This window comes from Serratia sp. root2 (assembly GCF_031931805.1).
Taxonomy (GTDB): domain Bacteria; phylum Pseudomonadota; class Gammaproteobacteria; order Enterobacterales; family Enterobacteriaceae; genus Serratia; species Serratia inhibens.
This window is the reverse complement of the sequence record NZ_JAUJXB010000001.1, coordinates 2,814,921-2,831,252: the sequence shown is the minus strand read 5'-3', so window position 1 is coordinate 2,831,252 and position 16,332 is coordinate 2,814,921. Positions and strand designations below refer to the sequence as shown.

General features: G+C 56.3%; 20 protein-coding genes. 12 read left to right on the top strand and 8 right to left on the bottom strand.

What is annotated here, in order from left to right:
* Window positions 1–35: 35 nt before the first annotated feature.
* Complete coding sequence (locus tag QZQ97_RS13155; RefSeq protein WP_311993756.1) at window positions 36–653, bottom strand: hypothetical protein; 618 nt, start codon at window positions 651–653, stop codon at window positions 36–38.
* 173 nt (window positions 654–826) lie between these two features.
* Here QZQ97_RS13155 and QZQ97_RS13150 point away from each other — a divergent pair, with 173 nt between their 5' ends.
* Window positions 827–1,609, top strand: coding sequence for a DeoR/GlpR family DNA-binding transcription regulator (locus QZQ97_RS13150; protein ID WP_311993755.1), 783 nt, complete (start codon window positions 827–829; stop codon window positions 1,607–1,609).
* A gap of 1 nt (window position 1,610) precedes the next feature.
* Window positions 1,611–1,994 carry a VOC family protein gene (locus tag QZQ97_RS13145; protein WP_311993754.1) on the top strand — a complete coding sequence of 128 codons (384 nt, stop codon included), beginning with the start codon at window positions 1,611–1,613 and terminating at the stop codon, window positions 1,992–1,994.
* Here QZQ97_RS13145 and QZQ97_RS13140 read toward each other — a convergent pair whose 3' ends face one another.
* Window positions 1,995–2,903 (bottom strand): LysR family transcriptional regulator, encoded by a 909-nt coding sequence (locus tag QZQ97_RS13140; protein ID WP_311993753.1) that lies wholly within the window; start codon window positions 2,901–2,903, stop codon window positions 1,995–1,997.
* 126 nt (window positions 2,904–3,029) lie between these two features.
* On the opposite strand from QZQ97_RS13140, the gene QZQ97_RS13135 reads away from it, so the two are divergent.
* The 5 genes from QZQ97_RS13135 to QZQ97_RS13115 all read left to right on the top strand — a co-directional run bounded on the left by QZQ97_RS13135 (window position 3,030) and on the right by QZQ97_RS13115 (window position 6,048).
* Complete coding sequence (locus QZQ97_RS13135) at window positions 3,030–3,911, top strand: pirin family protein (RefSeq protein WP_311993752.1); 882 nt, start codon at window positions 3,030–3,032, stop codon at window positions 3,909–3,911.
* Window positions 3,912–4,035: 124 nt separating this feature from the next.
* The gene (gene ycaC / locus QZQ97_RS13130; protein WP_006321239.1) at window positions 4,036–4,662 is read left to right on the top strand and encodes an isochorismate family cysteine hydrolase YcaC; all 627 of its coding nucleotides are present in this window, start codon (window positions 4,036–4,038) and stop codon (window positions 4,660–4,662) included.
* A gap of 175 nt (window positions 4,663–4,837) precedes the next feature.
* Window positions 4,838–5,170, top strand: coding sequence for a hypothetical protein (locus tag QZQ97_RS13125; protein WP_311993751.1), 333 nt, complete (start codon window positions 4,838–4,840; stop codon window positions 5,168–5,170).
* Window positions 5,171–5,240: 70 nt separating this feature from the next.
* Window positions 5,241–5,705, top strand: a complete 465-nt coding sequence (locus QZQ97_RS13120; protein ID WP_311993750.1) for a thiol-disulfide oxidoreductase DCC family protein — start codon at window positions 5,241–5,243, stop codon at window positions 5,703–5,705.
* Between the two features lie 88 nt (window positions 5,706–5,793).
* Complete coding sequence (locus tag QZQ97_RS13115; RefSeq protein WP_311993749.1) at window positions 5,794–6,048, top strand: ABC transporter ATP-binding protein; 255 nt, start codon at window positions 5,794–5,796, stop codon at window positions 6,046–6,048.
* Here the strand turns inward: QZQ97_RS13115 and QZQ97_RS13110 are convergent.
* The 3 genes from QZQ97_RS13110 to QZQ97_RS13100 form a co-directional block, all read right to left on the bottom strand.
* The gene (locus QZQ97_RS13110) at window positions 6,045–6,596 is read right to left on the bottom strand and encodes a GNAT family N-acetyltransferase (protein WP_311993748.1); all 552 of its coding nucleotides are present in this window, start codon (window positions 6,594–6,596) and stop codon (window positions 6,045–6,047) included. The genes QZQ97_RS13115 and QZQ97_RS13110 overlap by 4 nt on opposite strands.
* A gap of 99 nt (window positions 6,597–6,695) precedes the next feature.
* Entirely contained in the window at window positions 6,696–7,445 is a 750-nt protein-coding gene (locus QZQ97_RS13105; protein WP_311993747.1) for a DUF2076 domain-containing protein, read from the bottom strand.
* Window positions 7,446–7,570: 125 nt separating this feature from the next.
* A complete protein-coding gene (locus tag QZQ97_RS13100; protein ID WP_311993746.1) occupies window positions 7,571–8,356 on the bottom strand; it encodes a helix-turn-helix transcriptional regulator in 786 nt (261 codons plus the stop codon).
* 173 nt (window positions 8,357–8,529) lie between these two features.
* Here QZQ97_RS13100 and QZQ97_RS13095 point away from each other — a divergent pair, with 173 nt between their 5' ends.
* Entirely contained in the window at window positions 8,530–9,300 is a 771-nt protein-coding gene (locus tag QZQ97_RS13095) for a class I SAM-dependent methyltransferase (RefSeq protein ID WP_311993745.1), read from the top strand.
* Between the two features lie 89 nt (window positions 9,301–9,389).
* On the opposite strand, the gene aqpZ is transcribed toward QZQ97_RS13095, so the two are convergent.
* Complete coding sequence (gene aqpZ / locus QZQ97_RS13090; RefSeq protein WP_311993744.1) at window positions 9,390–10,085, bottom strand: aquaporin Z; 696 nt, start codon at window positions 10,083–10,085, stop codon at window positions 9,390–9,392.
* 447 nt (window positions 10,086–10,532) lie between these two features.
* On the opposite strand from aqpZ, the gene QZQ97_RS13085 reads away from it, so the two are divergent.
* Window positions 10,533–11,894, top strand: a complete 1,362-nt coding sequence (locus QZQ97_RS13085) for an esterase-like activity of phytase family protein (protein ID WP_311993743.1) — start codon at window positions 10,533–10,535, stop codon at window positions 11,892–11,894.
* A gap of 40 nt (window positions 11,895–11,934) precedes the next feature.
* On the opposite strand, the gene QZQ97_RS13080 is transcribed toward QZQ97_RS13085, so the two are convergent.
* A complete protein-coding gene (locus tag QZQ97_RS13080) occupies window positions 11,935–13,116 on the bottom strand; it encodes a low temperature requirement protein A (protein WP_311993742.1) in 1,182 nt (393 codons plus the stop codon).
* Window positions 13,117–13,426: 310 nt separating this feature from the next.
* On the opposite strand from QZQ97_RS13080, the gene QZQ97_RS13075 reads away from it, so the two are divergent.
* Together QZQ97_RS13075 and QZQ97_RS13070 are read left to right on the top strand one after the other, a co-directional pair.
* The gene (locus QZQ97_RS13075; protein WP_311993741.1) at window positions 13,427–13,711 is read left to right on the top strand and encodes a YdgH/BhsA/McbA-like domain containing protein; all 285 of its coding nucleotides are present in this window, start codon (window positions 13,427–13,429) and stop codon (window positions 13,709–13,711) included.
* 247 nt (window positions 13,712–13,958) lie between these two features.
* On the top strand, window positions 13,959–14,516 hold the full coding sequence (locus QZQ97_RS13070) for a class I SAM-dependent methyltransferase (RefSeq protein WP_311993740.1): 558 nt from the start codon (window positions 13,959–13,961) through the stop codon (window positions 14,514–14,516).
* Here the strand turns inward: QZQ97_RS13070 and QZQ97_RS13065 are convergent, their stop codons facing one another.
* Window positions 14,517–14,978, bottom strand: a complete 462-nt coding sequence (locus QZQ97_RS13065; RefSeq protein ID WP_311993739.1) for a GNAT family N-acetyltransferase — start codon at window positions 14,976–14,978, stop codon at window positions 14,517–14,519.
* A 213-nt stretch (window positions 14,979–15,191) separates the two neighbouring features.
* On the opposite strand from QZQ97_RS13065, the gene QZQ97_RS13060 reads away from it, so the two are divergent.
* Window positions 15,192–16,307: an ABC transporter substrate-binding protein gene (locus tag QZQ97_RS13060; protein WP_311993738.1), complete on the top strand. Its 1,116-nt coding sequence runs from the start codon at window positions 15,192–15,194 to the stop codon at window positions 16,305–16,307.
* The last annotated feature ends 25 nt before the right edge of the window (window positions 16,308–16,332 follow it).

The window sequence follows — 16,332 nt, the reverse complement described above, 5'->3', positions numbered from 1 at the left end:
GCTTTACGGCGTCGGGGCATTTATCTGGCGCCATATCAGAATTCGCGATCGCTGATGGATTGGAACTCGATGCCGCTGTTCGCGTGCATCTCCAGCGGCATACGCCAATCGCTGTCTTTGCCCAGGGCGAAGGCCCTGGAGCGGAAATTGCAGCCGCTCTTGATGTTCTTTATTTTCATCACGTGTTCCGCGGCCGAATCGATTTTGACATCGAAGTTGCCGGCGGCGGGAATGAACACCTCCGCCAACTGTTGCGGTGCTGCGGGCGTTTCCAGCCTGACCAACACCGCAAAATCGTTGCCTTGATTGTCCAGCGTCAGACGATGCAAACCGGCACCTGTCAGGCGTTCCGGTTGATGCAGATAACCGGCCGATGACGGCCAGGCTTGCCCTGCATTGTCGTGCAGCGGCCCGCCGCACTGTTCACGTGCTTCGCGCAGCGGCATTTCGCGCTGGATGGCCCGGTTGTAATCGGTGGGAGTGGTCGTCACAAATTCATCATCGCTTGGATGCGCGCGCAGATAGCGTTTGGCGCTGAATACCCCAGCGGCAATCAGCATAAAGAAGATAAAAATCGTCAGGCGATTCCTGAAGATGGGTCCAAGCAGCCTGCCCGGTAATTGAAATAACCACTTCGCGATTTTCGACAGCATCTTTTTCCCTTAGCGCCCAAGCCGTTACGTTCTGCGGTAACGATGCTTGCCTCAGTATAGCCAACATCTCGCCGACGAAAATCCCTCCCCGGCATTTTTCTTTCCTTCGCATGTTGTACGGTTTTGTTCGTTTGTGTACATTTGTGATCGATTGTTCATCTTCGAGCCGTAAAATGTCAAAACTATTACCCAACGAACGTCATGACGCGATCCTCGCCACCCTGCGGCGCCAGGGGCGGGTGTTGGCGGTTGAAATGGCGGAGCGTCTGAATACCACCGAGGCTACCATTCGGCGCGATCTGCGCCAGTTGGCGGCGCAAAACCTGTGCAAGCGCATTTATGGCGGCGCATTGGCACCCACGCCGGCATCCGGGCCGGTGAGTGAAAGGCTGCATTTAAGCGGCGATGAGAAACAGGCGTTGGCGCTGGTCGCGCGGGATCTGGTGAAACCAGGGCAGATCATTTTTCTTGATGCCGGGAGTACCCATCTGTATCTGGCCGACCTGCTACCACGCGACCAGCGGCTGACCGTCGTCACTAATGCGCTTTCCATCGCTGGTAAAATGCTGGAACGGCCGGGGATCCGCACGATTTTAATCGGCGGTGAGCTGGATGCCGATGTGGGGGGCTGTGTGGATGCCAAAGCCGCGCAGGAAATTGACGGTTTTCATTTTGATATGGCCTTTATTGGCATCTGCGCCTACGACCCGGCCAGCGGCTTTTCGGCGCTGAATTACCAGGATGCCCAGTTCAAGCTGCGTCTGCTGACGCGCTCCGGCAGCGTAGCCGTGCTCTGTACCCGCGACAAACTCAATACCTACGCCCCTTACACCTTCCTGTCCGCCGGGCGAGTCGATTATCTGGTTACCGCAAACGGCGAGCATCCGCAGCTCGAGCAGCAGGTGACCCACGGCGGTGGCAAGGTGCTCTACAGTGATTTGCCTAACGGAGACTGAGATGAAAATAGCCCATGTTGCATTGTGGACCCGCGATATTGATGCTCAGGTGGCGTTCTGGCAGCGTTATTTCAACGGCGTTGCCGGGGAAGAATACGTTAGCCGCAACCGCCCGGGTTTTGTTTCCCGTTTTGTCAGCCTGGCTTGCGGCCCGCAACTGGAAATTATGCGCCTGCCGGATCTGCTGTCGGCGGAACAGGCCAATGAGCGCGTAGGCTGGGCGCATATTGCGCTGTCGGTTGGCGATGAGGGCCAGGTCGATTTGCTGGCGCAGCGCGCCCGGCAGGAAGGGATCCTGCAGGCACCGCCGCGCTGGACCGGCGATGGTTTTTACGAGGCGATCATCCGCGATCCGGACGGCAACGCCATCGAAATTACCGCTTGATCACTCTTCTTCGAGGATCGCGAACTGCTGGGCCAAAGAGTCGAGCAGCAACCGCACCGCAGGCAGCAGCCCACGGCGTGATGGGTAGACCGCATGCACTACGCCGCCCTGCGGTTGCCAGTCGGGTAGCAATGGCACCAGCTCACCGCGCAGCATGTTGTCGCGCATCATCATCGACGGCAGCTGCACAATGCCGACGCCGGCAATTGCTGCGGTACGCAGCATCAGCATATCGTCGGTAACCAGCCGCGGCCTGTGTTCCCATTCCACTTTCTCACCGTCCGGCCCGGTCAGTTGCCACTGGTGCTGTGCCCGCGCCGGCCCAAGATCGAGCGTCGGGTATTTATCCAATTCTTCAGGCCGCTGCACCGGGCCAAGGGTCCGCACCAGCGCGGGGCTGGCGGCGATGTACCAGATGCGCTGAGCCAGGATCTTCAGTACCAGATCGCTGTCTTCCAGCGGCGGCGGCCGCACGCGGATCGCCAGATCCAGGCCTTCGCCCACAACGTCCACCCGGCGATTGGTGGCTTCCAGATGGACCGTCACTTTGGGGTAATCGGCCATAAAGGCCGCCACCATACTGCCGACGCGAGTATGCAGGAGCGCCACCGGGCAAGACATGCGCACCGTGCCGCAGGGTTCCGCGCGGGTTTGCTCAATGGCCTGCTGCGCGGCGTCGGCTTCCACCAGCATCGCCTTGCAGTGAACGTAGTAGTTCTGGCCGACTTCGGTGATGGAGAAACGCCGCGTTGAACGCTGAATCAGGCGCACGCCCAGGCGCTCTTCCAGCAGCGCCACGCGGCGGCTGAGCTTGGACTTCGGGATGCCCAGCGCCCGGCCGGCAGGTGCAAATCCCTGATGATCGACCACGCTGGCGAAATAAAACAGATCGTTCAAATCGGTGAACATCGCCCGTCCTTATCGTTCTACCTATAGAACGCTGAGTGTACATCTTGCCTACTACTGCAGCAAATGGCGTTCAATTAAACTTCTGGCATCAACGTAAGGTCGCGAGACCTGAAACAGGAGTTCAAGATGAAAAAGATCCTCGGTATTTACGATAGCCCTGAAGCCCATTGGGTCGGCAACGGTTTTCTGGTGAATTCGCTGTTCTCCTATAACGATCTGGGGGCGGAAATGAGTCCGTTCCTGCTGCTGGATCATGCCGCGCCAACCAAATTCCGCTCTGCCTCCGGCACCCGTGGCGTTGGTCAGCACCCGCATCGCGGGTTTGAAACGGTGACCATCGTGTATCAGGGCGAAGTGGAGCACCGCGATTCCACCGGCAGCGGCGGGGTGATTGGCCCCGGCGACGTGCAATGGATGACCGCCGCCTCGGGTATTTTGCATGAAGAGTTCCATTCACGGGATTTCTCACGCAACGGCGGCACCATGGAAATGGTACAGCTGTGGGTCAACCTGCCGGCCAAAGACAAAATGGCCGAGCCGGGTTATCAGACGCTGCTGAATGCGGATATTCCGGTGGTTCCGCTGGCGGACGGCGCAGGGCAGGTTCGGGTGATTGCCGGTAACTTTGGCGGCCACGCCGGCCCGGCTCGCACCTTCAGCCCGCTCAACGTGTGGGACATGAAGCTGAACGCCGGCCATACCACCACATTGACGGTGGAAGAAGGCCATACGCTGGCGTTGGTGATGTTGCACGGCGCCATTCATGTTAACGGCGAGGAAGTGGTGCGTGAAACCCAAATGGTCAGGTTTGACCGTGCGGGCGATTCGATCACTATCGAAGCCAATAACGATGTCGCCTTGCTGGTGCTGAGCGGCGAACCGATCGATGAGCCTATCGTCGGCTACGGCCCGTTCGTGATGAACAGCGACGCTGAAATCCAGCAGGCTTTCAGCGATTTCAACGGCGGCAAGTTCGGTACCATGGCTACAAAGTACGAGACGAGCTAAGCCATCCCTCCTGGCCCGGAACACGTTCTCCGGGTCAGACACTACACTGATACTTCTGTGTTCCCGGCTTTGTGGCCGGGGGCGCATATACCCGCAAACAATCAAAACCCGACAGGAGTAAACCATGACTGCAAATTACAAACGCCTCGACAAGGATCAGGCTGTCGTATTGCTGGTGGATCATCAGGCAGGGCTGCTTTCACTGGTGCGTGATATCGATCCCGATCGTTTTAAAAACAACGTACTGGCGCTGGGTGATTTAGCGAAGTATTTCAACCTGCCAACCATCCTGACCACCAGCTTCGAAGAAGGCCCGAACGGCCCGCTGGTGCCGGAATTGAAGGCCCAATTTCCCGATGCGCCTTTTATTCCACGTCCGGGGCAGATTAATGCCTGGGATAACGACGACTTCGTGAAAGCGGTGAAAGCCACCGGCCGCAAACAGCTGATCATCGCCGGCGTGGTCACCGAGGTATGCGTGGCGTTTCCGGCGCTGTCTGCCCTCAGCGAAGGTTTTGAGGTGTTTGTGGTCACCGACGCCTCCGGTACCTTCAATGAGCTGACGCGTCAGTCGGCCTGGAGCCGCATGGAAGCCGAAGGCGCACAGCTGATGACCTGGTTCGGCGTGGCCTGTGAGTTGCACCGCGACTGGCGTAACGATGTGGAAGGGTTGGGCGCGCTGTTCTCCAATCATATCCCGGACTACCGTAACCTGATGACCAGTTACAGCACGCTGACTCGCGGTAAATAAGACGACGAGCGGGATGCAAATACCGATGTGTCTTTACAAGATCCTTAAGCTTTGATCACGTTGGCGCCAGGATGTAAGCAAAGATCATCGGTGTGAAAAGGTCGTGAAAAGCGGCTTTCTCATCTGCCGGGGGCGGGGTAGGTTAAACCCAATCCCGGCAAATGAGGTCAATATCATGAAAAATGCATGCAAAGTACTGGCGCTGCCTTTCCTGGCAGCCGCGGCGCTGTTCAGCGTCAGCGCGCTTTCCGCTCCGACTCCGACAGACAAAAATGCGCCGCCGGCAGGGCAAGACTTCCGTTTGCCGCCTTTCCCAGAGGGGCATATGCCGAAGCTAGGCTTCTGTCACGGTGGGGAGTTGTTCTGCGCCACTTCTGCCAGCGACAACCCGACCGAAACCATCAATAAGCTGACCTCGGTGATCCCGGCCGGCAGCGCCAAGCATTATGAGGTACGCATCTCGGTCGTGGCATTGCCGGATACGCCGCCAGCACCGCCGGCCCCTTAAACGCCGCATCAGTCTGCTGGCTCTGGGGGGGAATGCGCGCTAGTCTGGGGTGAAGACCTCTGGAGGCTGGATGAATTCGCCAAAGATCCCCCCTAATCTCTCTTCTTATCTACGGCCTGGCGATCGGGTGTTGTTATTCGATGGCGAATGCAACCTTTGCCACGGGTTGGTGAGATTTCTGATCCGCGCCGATCGACCAGCCAAAATCCTGTTGGCGACGGTGCAATCGGCGGAAGGGCAGGCGATCCTGAGTTGGCTGGGGTTGCCCACTGACCGTGTCGACTCTATCGTTTATCTTGAACAGGGGCACCATTGGCTGCGTTCGGCGGCGTTTTTTCAGGCGTTGCGCCAGCTTGGTTGGCCATTTCGCCTGTTGGCGTTGGCGCGTTTTCTGCCGCAACGGCTGGCCGATGGGGTTTACAATGCGGTGGCAAGCAATCGCTACCGGCTATTTGGCCGCAATAACGGCTCCGCCTTGCCCGGCGCCGATCTGCCGGGGCGCTATCTGCATTCCGGCTCCCGCCGTTCCCGCTGAGCTTTACGCTTCTTTACTCTTTAATTGATTGAAATATCAGCGCTCTGGCTCCATATAATGAAACGTTCAGCCAAAAAAAGGAGCGCGTATGGGAATCAGTGAAGAAGAGCATCTCCGCCGTCTAACCCACGAAAAGAACGCCGTGGGGAATTCGGCGAAATGGGTGGCGATCGTTTCAGCCGTTTACTTTGCCCTGATGGTATTTTACGGCCATCCGGTTGGCGTGCTGACGATGTCCGGGGTGATCTTTATGGTTTCCACCGTCATCTGGTTGAAGAAGCGCAAGAAAGTGAAATCCTATCGCCGGGTGCTGGCGGAAATCAACGACGATCCCTCCGTTTAACCGCCCTGATAGTCGCTGCGCATCAGGGTATAAATCAGGCTTGGCTCGGCGTCAGGCACATCGTTTAACGTATCCACCAAACGCAACCCCGCTTTTTCCAACACGTGACGTGAGGCCAGATGGTTTGCACGCACGGTGGCGGAAATCTCATCCAGCCGCAGGTGTTCGAAACCGTATTCGAGCGCAGCCAATGCCATTTCCGTGGCCAATCCCATTCCCCATACCTGCGTATCAAAGCGGTAGCCCAGATTCACCGTGCGCTGTGCGCCGAGCGGATGCCACGACAGCCCCCCGAAGCCGATGATCCACTCCGGCCGCTCACGCAGCGCAATCGCCCAGGAGCCATAGCCGTGCTGCCGCCATTTCTCGATCCGTTCAGCCAGCACCTGCCGTGCCTGTTCTTCTCTGGCTACGGGGCCGGCGGGGTTAAAGCGTTGGGTTTCCGGGTCGCCGAAAATGGCATAAAACCTGGCCAGATCGTCGGCCACCGGCGGGCGCATCAACAGGCGAGCGCTGACATAGGGATCGGTAGGGGTCATCTTGGGCATGGATTCTCGTAACCTGCTGTGATTGGGCAGGTTTAACTGTAGACCAGCTGCGCGGGGGAGGAAACATAAAACCCCTCTCCGGGGGGAGAGGGGGCGGGATCAGATAAATGAATCGTCGTCGTTGTAATCGTCATCCGCGAAGTCGGCGCTATCGTCGGTTTGATAACCCGCATTCTGGAAGCCGTTGTCCTGATTCAGAAAGCGATTATCGCCGTTGTTAAAGGTATCGAGGTTGTTGGACGCGTCAAAATCTTTCATTGCGCTGTCATCTACGGGCTGTGCCGGGGTTTCGTCGATAATGTTCACAATCTCTTGCGGCTGTGAATGGCGGAACATGCCGGTCAGCATGTCGGCCAACACCACGCCGCCGGCCACACCTGCCGCAGTCTGCAATGCGCCGCCGAGGAACCCGCCGGCCCGAGAGGGCGCAGCCGCCTGCTGTGGCGCTTGTTGTGGCTGCTGCTGCGGGGCATAGCCCGTCTGCGGCTGATTATTCCAGGCTGCATTATTCTGCTGTTGCGCCTGGTACTGGTCGCGCGGGCTTGGCGTATTGCGATTGCCGCCGCCGAACAACCCGGCCAGGAAACCGCCGCTGCTCTGTTGGCTGGCGGTATTTTGCTGCTGCTGGGCAATCTGGTTCTCCAGATCTTTTACCCGCTGGTCCAGTTGCTTCAGCGCCGCTTCCTGAATGATCATCGCCTGCGCCATGTAATAAGGTGCAGAAGGTTGTTCACGGATATGCTGGTTGATGAGCTGTTCTGCCTGGAGATCCCTCTGGCCCGTCTTGGTCTCGGCTTCTTTCAAGCGGCCAAACAAACCATCGATAAGGCGTTGTTCTTCAGATTGCATAGGGTTACCTCAGGAGATAAATAACAAAGCTGGATGATGATTATCATCGGTAGCTATCACCCTAGCGCGTTTGTGTGAACCAATAAATAAATGGTGAGTAAACCTGTTTATGAATTTGTTACCAGTTACGGCAAAGGGATCAGCATGACCAGCTTCAGCGTGCTGTTTTCCGCCGGATGAAACGTCAGTTGCCGATAGCGCAGCGCCCCTTGCAGCGGATGAGCAAACGCCCGTTCGCCGCCTTCGCGCGCCATCACGTCATGCTGTTTCCACCAGTGATTAAAGGCTTCGCTGTTGTGCGTCATGTTGCGCACGAAGGCGCGCATCGTTTCGGTATTCTGGTGGTGGCTGGTTTCTGCGCGAAACTCGGCCACTACGCGCCGTGCACGATCGTCCCAGTCGCTGACCAGGGTCTTTGCCAGCGGGTGGAAGAACATAAAGTGCAGCAGATTGGGTGTCCTGGCCCGGCCCAGCCAGCCGCTGAACAGGGTTTCTGCTTGCGGGTTCCAGGCTACGATGTTCCAGGTGAGATCCAGCAGGTAGCAGGGCGCCGCCACCTGGTAAACGCTTTGCAAAACAGCGCTGTTGGCAAGGTCCTGATGCTGTTCCTGCTCAGGATCGGCCACCCGCGCCAGGGTAAACAGGTAGTGACGTTCGGCATGCCCCAGGCGTAACGCCTTGGCGATGCGCGCCAGCGTATGCGGAGAGATGGACACCTCGCGACCCTGCTCTATCCAGGTATACCAGGTGGCGCTGATACCGCTGATTTGCGCCAGTTCCTCACGGCGCAGGCCGCTGGTGCGGCGGCGTGGGGCGCTGGGCAGTCCCAGCATGTCTGGCGTGATGCGCTCGCGGTGCGCCCGCAGAAAGGCGCCGAGGGCTTTGGGGCCGGATAAGGCTTCAGATTGCATAGGGGGGTACCTGCTCATACTAGGATAACTGCTTATATTGTACCCGTATATCAGCCTGATTATAGTGGGTTGTATCCCGTAATTGTTTGTGATCGCCAGCGGCGCTTAGAGGCAATGACGAGAGAAGAAAGCCACCCGGCACGGGCGTAAGTCTGACAATAACAGGAGCAAACATGAGCATCAGCAACAGCCATAAAAATGCGGTCGATCGTCAGTTCGGCGAGCAGGCCAGCGCCTACCTGACCAGCGCGGTGCATGCGCAGGGTAAAGATTTGCAGCGTCTGGCAACATTGCTGGCATCCCATGCCGGTGCCAGGCTGCTCGATCTGGGGTGCGGGGCCGGGCACGCCAGCTTTACGGCGGCGGCGAAAGTGGCTCAGGTAGTGGCCTACGATTTGTCCGCGCAGATGCTGGAGGTGGTTAGCCAGGCGGCCGTGGATAAAGGGCTGAACAATATTCAGGTACAGCAGGGCATGGCGGAATCGCTGCCGTTTGACGATGCCGTCTTTGACCTGGTGATCAGCCGTTATTCGGCACACCACTGGCATGACGTGGGCCAGGCACTGCGAGAAGTCAAACGCGTACTGAAACCGGGCGGCGTGGCGATCTTTATGGATGTGGTGTCACCGGGGCACCCGTTGTTGGATATTTATCTGCAAACTGTTGAGGTGCTGCGCGACACTTCACATGTGCGCAATTATTCGCCTGGTGAATGGCTGAGTCTGCTGACTGAGGCTGGGCTGGTGGTGCGGGAAGTGACTTCGGATCGGTTGTATCTTGAGTTCGGCAGTTGGGTGGCGCGCATGCGTACGCCGGAGCATTTCGTTACCGCCATTCGCGCTTTGCAGCAGGGGGTTTCTGAAGAAGTGCTTCAGCACTTTGCCATTCAATCCGACGGCTCTTTCACCAGCGACATTATGATGTTCGAGGTCGTCAGAGGATAAATAACGCCAGGGCAGCCGATATCCCCTTCGGTTTTCAGACTTCAATCTGAAATTCATCGGATATAACGGCTGCCCTGACAGGATATCAATTACTTCTTGTCTGCCAGCAGGCAGCGATAAATCAGGCCGCCGACGACACCGCCGATTAACGGCACCAGCCAGAATACCCAAAGCTGTTGCAATGCCCAGGTACCCTGGAATATTGCCACGCCGGTACTGCGCGCCGGGTTAACGGAGGTATTGGTTACCGGAATGCTGATTAAGTGAATCAGCGTTAATGTCAGACCGATCGCCAAAGGGGCAAACCCTGCCGGCGCACGCTTATCTGTCACGCCGTGAATAACAATCAGGAAGAATGCGGTCAGGACCAGTTCGATAACAATGGCGGATTGCAGAGAATAGCCGCCCGGTGAATGTTCGCCGTAGCCGTTGGAGGCAAAGCCGCCGCCGGTTGGATCAAAGCCCGCTTTGCCGCTGGCAACCAAATACAGCACGGCCGCTGCAGCGATACCGCCGATGACCTGAGCGATCACATAGGGGATGACGTCTTTGGCCGGGAAACGGCCGCCGGCAAATAATCCCACGGTAACGGCCGGGTTAAAATGCCCGCCAGAAATATGGCCAACGGCATAGGCCATTGTGACTACGGTAAGACCAAAAGCGAGTGCCACACCGGCAAAACCAATACCCAGTTGTGGAAATGCCGCTGCTAATACTGCACTGCCACAACCACCAAACACCAACCAAAATGTGCCAAAAAATTCAGCAAATAGTCGCTTTGACATAAACTCCATCCTACGGAAAATACTAACGATCGTTAGCACTAAAAACTATAGAACACCTTTCTCAATTAATGCAGGTTTCTATCAGGATTTTCTTAATGCGCCTTAAATAACGGCGGGTATTAAATCCCCGTGAATTAGTTTTGTCTATGCGACTTTAGCTATATTTTTTCTGTTTTTCGCGCGTTTGCTTATTTTTTTATCTTTCTTATAAGAATTTACCCTAAGCTTAAATGTTGGATCTGTTTTTAGCTGAAGCAGACCTTTATAAAATTTAATTTTCCATCTGCTTTTTCCATTCAATTCGCCGAGGTTAATTGTTAATTTCTATTTGCCATGTTTAATTAGCACTAGGATTCATGACATTAGCGGGGCTGTCATCAAAATGTCATGCTAGGTTAATACCTTAGCAAGCTGCGAACTTCACTCCCTTGACTCTGAGCCATAACCATGAAAATAAAACCGGTTTCGCTGTTAATCACCTCGTTGTTTCCTCTCATCTCTTATGCCGCTGACGTTGAGGTAGAGCGCTATGTCGTCAGTTTTCCCGGCGGGGAGCACGTAAGTTATCAGGGTGCTTTCGCCAAGAATTTTCCGCAGGGATTGCCGGTAGGTATCGGCTCCGGCCTGGTGTTCAATGGCCGTGACGGCAATGACCTGCTGCTGACTACCGTCACCGATCGCGGTCCTAACGCCGATGCGCCTGCGGTCGGTGAACAGGAGGCAAAAATCTTCGCCAACCCCACGTTTGTTCCCTCATTGATGGATATCCGCGTTGGCGGCGGGAAAGCCGTGGCCGGCAATCAGCGCCCATTGCATGACGAACAGGGGCCGATCAGCGGGCTGCCGCTGCCGGGCGGGCTGATTGGTTCCACCAACGAAGTGGCGCTGAGCGATACGCTTAAAACGTTGCCGAGCGATCGGCGCGGGCTGGATACCGAAGGCATCGCGGCAGACGGTAACGGCGGTTACTGGTTGTGCGACGAATACGGCCCCTTCCTGATCCATATCGACAGTAAAGGCAAGATCCTCGCCAAATACGGCCCTGCGCCGCAGAAAGGGGAGCAGGCGGTGGCCGGCGGCTTGCCGAACATTATCAAGTGGCGTCAACCTAACCGAGGCTTCGAGGGCATCACCCGCTTGCCGGATGGCCGCATTTTGGCGGCGGTGCAAAGCACGCTGGACGTCGATGGCAAGAGCAAGAACAAGGCGCAATTCACTCGCCTGGTCAGTTTTGATCCGGCCAGCGGTAAAACGGCGATGTACGGCTACCCGATTGATATAGACAGCTATAACAAGGCCAAGGACGCCAAAGTCGGCGACATCGTGGCGGTGGACAACCAGCATATCTTGTTGATTGAGCAGGGCAGCGATAAAGACAAGCAGATGATCAACAAAATCTACCTGGTCGATCTCAGCCAGGCGACCGATCTGACGGCCTTCGACGGCAAGGACAAAGCGCTGGAGTTTGATGATGCGAAGGATCTCGCCAAACGCGGCGTGAAGTTGGCGCAAAAGCGCGAAGTGGTGGATCTGCGCAAGTTGGGTTGGCAGCAGGAAAAAGTGGAAGGTCTGACGTTGATCGACGATCGCACGCTTGCGGTGATTAACGACAACGATTTTGGTCTGCAGGCCAGGTTGGTGAATGCTGAGCCCAAGGGCAAGAAAATCGGCGATTACCAGTTGGATAAGCAGGGAGGCTTGACCCTTGACGGTAAAGCCGTGTCGACGAGCATCGAACTGCGGCCGCTGGATAAGCCGGAATCACTGAGCGAACTGTGGGTGCTGAAACTGCCGCAATCGCTGAAGTAACGGCCGTGACAGGGGGAATAACGCCCCCTGTCCGCCTTTGTTATACGGACGCGCCGTTCTGTTTCTGCGGCGTTCTGCCCCGCGAGATGCTCTCCCACACCGCGACTACCACCATAATCAGCGTGGTCAGGCCGTTCACCATCAGCAAATCGGTCAGGTAAGCTATCGGCGTCAGCACGGCCAGCGCGATCAGGCCCACCAGATGCGACAACGGAAAGCGGCGATACACCAGCCGTTTGTACAAGGCGTTGGCGAGCAGGTAAATGGCCGGACCGAGAAGCAACACCGCTGCCGTCACGTTGCCGATATGGCCGTCGGGATGGGCGATCACCAGTTCGTTGGCGACGGCGCAGACGATAATTGCCCCGACCAGCACCACGTGCACATAGTGGAAGTTGGCACCCAACTGGCCGGGGTTTTCCGCCTGGCTGATGGCGTGACTGCCGGCTTTGCTGCTGGTATCGAAATAGACCCACCACATCGCCAGACTCCCGATAAAGGCCACCAGAGATGCGATCAGCGCCGGCACTGTCCAGGTTTCCATTTCGCTGAGGGTAGAACCGGTAATCAGAATGGTTTCCCCCAGCGCCACGATCACGAACAGCTGGCAGCGTTCCGCCAGATGATGGCCTTCTATGGTCCATTCACTGCTGCTGTCGGATCGGCCCAGCACCGGCAGGCGGAAACCGAACATCGGCGAAACGTATTCGCACAGCACCGCCAGCGCCCACAGCAGCAGCCGGCTATTGCCTTCCGCCAGTCCACCCAGGATCCAAAATACCGCCGAAATGCACATCCAGCCCAGAATACGGCGGAAGTTTTGCTTCAACGGGTGCTCGGCCTCGAGCAGGTTCAGGACCACCCAGGAACGGCCAACCTGAATCGCCACGTAGAACAGTGCGAACATCAGCCCGCGTTCGCCAAACGCCTGCGGCAGCGCGGAGGAGGCGAACAGCCCCAACAGCATGATGGCGAACAGCAGGATGCGAATGGGGCGGGTATCCGGATTAAACCAGTTGGTCACCCAGGCGGTGTATTGCCACGCCAGCCAGACGGCAAACCACAGCAACAGGGTTTCCAGCGCGCCGGTCAGCGTCAGGTGGTGCAGCAGGTAGTGGGAAAGTTGAGTAACGGCAAAAACGTAGATCAGATCGAATAACAGTTCCGAGAACGAAACCGAAGCGCCTCGACCATCGCGCACACGCAGTAAGGTTTGCGACATAGAGAGTCCTTCTAAAGTGATAACCTTCAGAAAACAGCGTAGTTCAGGGGGGAGCTGAGGGAAGAAAATTCTTAAAAATGAAGGTTTTTATATTACGGTGAACAATGGACTTTTAATTGCAGCCGGACAGCGGTAACGTTTTCTCAGCAATCTTGGAATTATCCTTTCATGACATCGGTGTACGCATTTCCTCCTTATTTACCTCACAATGATTGATGTTCTTTACATTGAATGACGTCGCTTTGCACAGCCAGGCGGATAATTAACCCCACTGATAGAGAAAATAAACAAAAAACATCTGGAGTTAATCATGAAACTATTACCTGGTCTCGCAGCAGTCCTAATCGCAGCCGCTTCATTTTCTTCTTTCGCCGCGCCACTGTCAGCGGTAAAACAGATTGACAGCGAGCAGGCAAGCAACCTGCAGAGCATCGGTGTGGTGTCGGTTTCCGGCATCAGCGGTTCACCGGGCGACGCGGTTCATGCGCTGAAAGAAAAAGCCGCGGCGGATGGCGCAAGCCATTACCGTATTATCGCCCTGGACACCCCGGGAGATTCCAGCAACTGGCGCGGTAATGCAGAAATTTATCGTTAAAAAGCGGGTTGAAGATAATTATTTGGCCACCGCCAGGTGGCCGATAAAATAAACGGTTGCGGAAGATAATCTGACCGGTAATGCTATCGTTTGATTACCCTAAGATTATTGCTGCAACCGTTTCATGTTTTTGGCACCCGCTGGTCGCATTTTATTACAACTGTTTCGATGGCTTTCGGATTCATGTTAATGAATACTTAAGAAATTGAGGGCAGATTGGTGGCTACTCAACCCAACGGAGGCCCCAATGTTAAATGCGACACGGTTGCAACTGAAGAACCATTTTTCCTATCTCCAGCAGTTTATGGCTTCACCGCGCACCATTGGCACCCTGGCGCCTTCTTCCCCCTGGCTGTGTCAGGCGATGTTGAATCAGATCGAATGGACAAGCGCCTTGTCGATTGCCGAGCTGGGCGCCGCGGATGGCGTGCTCACCAAACGCATACTGGGACGCATGCGTGCCGATGCCTCGCTCGAGGCGTTTGAGATCCAGCCTAATTTTGTGCATCAGTTGCGCAAGATTGACGATCGCCGTCTGCACGTTATGGACCGTTCCGCAGAAGAGATGGCCCGCGACTATGATGTGGTGTTCTCCTGCCTGCCGCTGCTGTCCATCCCGCTTAAAATCAGCGTACGTATTCTGCAGCAAGCCCAGCAGCGGTTGCGAGCACGTGGCGGCACTCTGGTGTTGTTCCAGTACAGCCACCTGTCGGAAAAACTGTTGTCTCGCTATTTTCATTGGAAGCGGGTACGAGTGGTGCGTAACTTCCCGCCGGCATTGGTGTATATCTGCACGCCGCGTTAGCTACAGTTTTTTCTTCATTACCACCACTTCGCCATCATATTGCCGGCGGCGTTCGATAGTTTGCCAGCCCCAGCCTGCATACAAAGCCTCTGATTTGTCGGTGATCAGGTGCAAGACGGGATGGTTACGTTGGCGGGCCAACTGCACGATAGCCTCTTCCAGACGCTGCGCAATGCCCTGACGCCGGTGGTCAGGGTGAACAAAAACCCCCGCCAGCCAGGGGGAAAGATCCCTTCGTTGATGATCGTCGCACGGCCACAGGCTGGCCATGCCCAGCGGGCGTTCGCCATCGAGTATTAACAGGGTGACATAGTCTTCGCTCGGTTGGGCGCACAGGGTAAAACGCTGGAGTGTGCGCTCCAGCGACCCGCCGCGCTGTGAGCCCCACTGGCCAAAGGCCCATGCGGCGCAAACATCGCTGTACTGCGGGCATTCGGTTAGCGAAACAATACGTTGGCTCATCTGTACTCCTCTGGTTTTCCCCATCCCGCCATTTTTATCGGTTTATCGGCCGGTTTTTTACTATAGAAAACCACATTTACCGCGGTTTTGCATTTATCGGCGCCGAAACACCGTGATTCAGCGGATTTGTCCTGCGCTGCGCGCGTTATCAATTGAAACTGTTAATGAGAGTAATTATCATGCACCCATCTTTTAGCTGCCCCCGGCCCACTCATGCGCAATCCTTTCGTTTTACTGCTGCTTTCCCTGTTGCTCGGCGTTTTTAGCGCTCAGGCGAAAATGGTCACCGACATTACAGGCCGACAGGTCAAGGTGCCGGATAACCCGCAGCGCATCGTATTGGGTGAAAGCCGCATGCTGTATACCCTGGCGCTGCTGGAGCCGGGTAATCCTGCCCAGCGCGTGGTCGGCTGGCCGGAAGACATGGCACGTTACGATGCGCAAAGTTGGCAGCTCTATACGCAAAAATTCCCGCAGATCAAGGCGATCCCTTCCATCAGCAAGGGCAATTGCCGCCAGGTTAACGTCGAAAACTTGATTCAACTGAAGCCGGATCTGGTGATCCTGGCGCGTTACGCGCGCGAAGAGGGCGACAGTGATTTTCTGCTAACGGCATTGAACAAGGCCGGTATTGCGGTAATTTACGTCGATTTACGGGTTGATCTGCTGAACAATACCGTGCCGAGCGTCCGTCTGCTGGGCGAGGTACTCAACCGCCAGCAACGCGCGGCGCAGTTCATCGATTTCTATCAGCAGCATATGGCGGTGATCCGGCAGCGCTTGGCCGGCTACCAGGGGCCCAAACCCAAGGTGATGCTGCACCTGCATCTCGGACGGCGCGAAACCTGCTGCACCACTGCGGCGCACGGCAATCTTGGCGATCTGCTGGCCTTTGCCGGCGGTGACAATATCGCCAATGCCAGCATCAAGGGCGTGTACGGCGAGCTGAATCCGGAAACCATCCTGACTGCCAATCCCGACATCTACATCGCCACCGGCATGGCCGGGCCAGAGGGCAAGCGTTTTTCCGATCTGCGCCTTGGGCCGCTGGTTACCCAGCAAGAGGCTGATGAAAGCTTCCGCATGATCATGCAAAAACAGCCGATGCTCGCCAACCTGAAAGCGATAAAGAATCACCAGGCATGGAGTATTTGGCATAACTTCTATCTCAGCCCGTATCACGTCGTGGCGGTCGAGATGTTCGCCAAAGCCTTCTATCCGGATCTGTTTGCAGACATCAATCCGCAGCAGACCTTTAAGCAGCTATACCAGCAATTTTTGCCGTTACCTTTCTCAGGCACCTACTGGAGCCAGTTGAATAACGAATAACGCCAAACGTGGCTACCGGTACGCA

What these genes read in the sequence shown, in the direction of transcription:
- QZQ97_RS13110 (WP_311993748.1), bottom strand. Translation starts at nt 6,596, where the DNA reads ATGCCCAAGATGACCCCTACCGATCCCTATGTCAGCGCTCGCCTGTTG.
- QZQ97_RS13115 (WP_311993749.1), top strand. Translation starts at nt 5,794, where the DNA reads ATGGGAATCAGTGAAGAAGAGCATCTCCGCCGTCTAACCCACGAAAAG.
- QZQ97_RS13100 (WP_311993746.1), bottom strand. Translation starts at nt 8,356, where the DNA reads ATGCAATCTGAAGCCTTATCCGGCCCCAAAGCCCTCGGCGCCTTTCTG.
- QZQ97_RS13080 (WP_311993742.1), bottom strand. Translation starts at nt 13,116, where the DNA reads ATGTCGCAAACCTTACTGCGTGTGCGCGATGGTCGAGGCGCTTCGGTT.
- aqpZ (WP_311993744.1), bottom strand. Translation starts at nt 10,085, where the DNA reads ATGTCAAAGCGACTATTTGCTGAATTTTTTGGCACATTTTGGTTGGTG.
- ycaC (WP_006321239.1), top strand. Translation starts at nt 4,036, where the DNA reads ATGACTGCAAATTACAAACGCCTCGACAAGGATCAGGCTGTCGTATTG.
- QZQ97_RS13105 (WP_311993747.1), bottom strand. Translation starts at nt 7,445, where the DNA reads ATGCAATCTGAAGAACAACGCCTTATCGATGGTTTGTTTGGCCGCTTG.
- QZQ97_RS13150 (WP_311993755.1), top strand. Translation starts at nt 827, where the DNA reads ATGTCAAAACTATTACCCAACGAACGTCATGACGCGATCCTCGCCACC.
- QZQ97_RS13060 (WP_311993738.1), top strand. Translation starts at nt 15,192, where the DNA reads ATGCGCAATCCTTTCGTTTTACTGCTGCTTTCCCTGTTGCTCGGCGTT.
- QZQ97_RS13065 (WP_311993739.1), bottom strand. Translation starts at nt 14,978, where the DNA reads ATGAGCCAACGTATTGTTTCGCTAACCGAATGCCCGCAGTACAGCGAT.
- QZQ97_RS13085 (WP_311993743.1), top strand. Translation starts at nt 10,533, where the DNA reads ATGAAAATAAAACCGGTTTCGCTGTTAATCACCTCGTTGTTTCCTCTC.
- QZQ97_RS13120 (WP_311993750.1), top strand. Translation starts at nt 5,241, where the DNA reads ATGAATTCGCCAAAGATCCCCCCTAATCTCTCTTCTTATCTACGGCCT.
- QZQ97_RS13075 (WP_311993741.1), top strand. Translation starts at nt 13,427, where the DNA reads ATGAAACTATTACCTGGTCTCGCAGCAGTCCTAATCGCAGCCGCTTCA.
- QZQ97_RS13155 (WP_311993756.1), bottom strand. Translation starts at nt 653, where the DNA reads ATGCTGTCGAAAATCGCGAAGTGGTTATTTCAATTACCGGGCAGGCTG.
- QZQ97_RS13135 (WP_311993752.1), top strand. Translation starts at nt 3,030, where the DNA reads ATGAAAAAGATCCTCGGTATTTACGATAGCCCTGAAGCCCATTGGGTC.
- QZQ97_RS13095 (WP_311993745.1), top strand. Translation starts at nt 8,530, where the DNA reads ATGAGCATCAGCAACAGCCATAAAAATGCGGTCGATCGTCAGTTCGGC.
- QZQ97_RS13125 (WP_311993751.1), top strand. Translation starts at nt 4,838, where the DNA reads ATGAAAAATGCATGCAAAGTACTGGCGCTGCCTTTCCTGGCAGCCGCG.
- QZQ97_RS13145 (WP_311993754.1), top strand. Translation starts at nt 1,611, where the DNA reads ATGAAAATAGCCCATGTTGCATTGTGGACCCGCGATATTGATGCTCAG.
- QZQ97_RS13070 (WP_311993740.1), top strand. Translation starts at nt 13,959, where the DNA reads ATGTTAAATGCGACACGGTTGCAACTGAAGAACCATTTTTCCTATCTC.
- QZQ97_RS13140 (WP_311993753.1), bottom strand. Translation starts at nt 2,903, where the DNA reads ATGTTCACCGATTTGAACGATCTGTTTTATTTCGCCAGCGTGGTCGAT.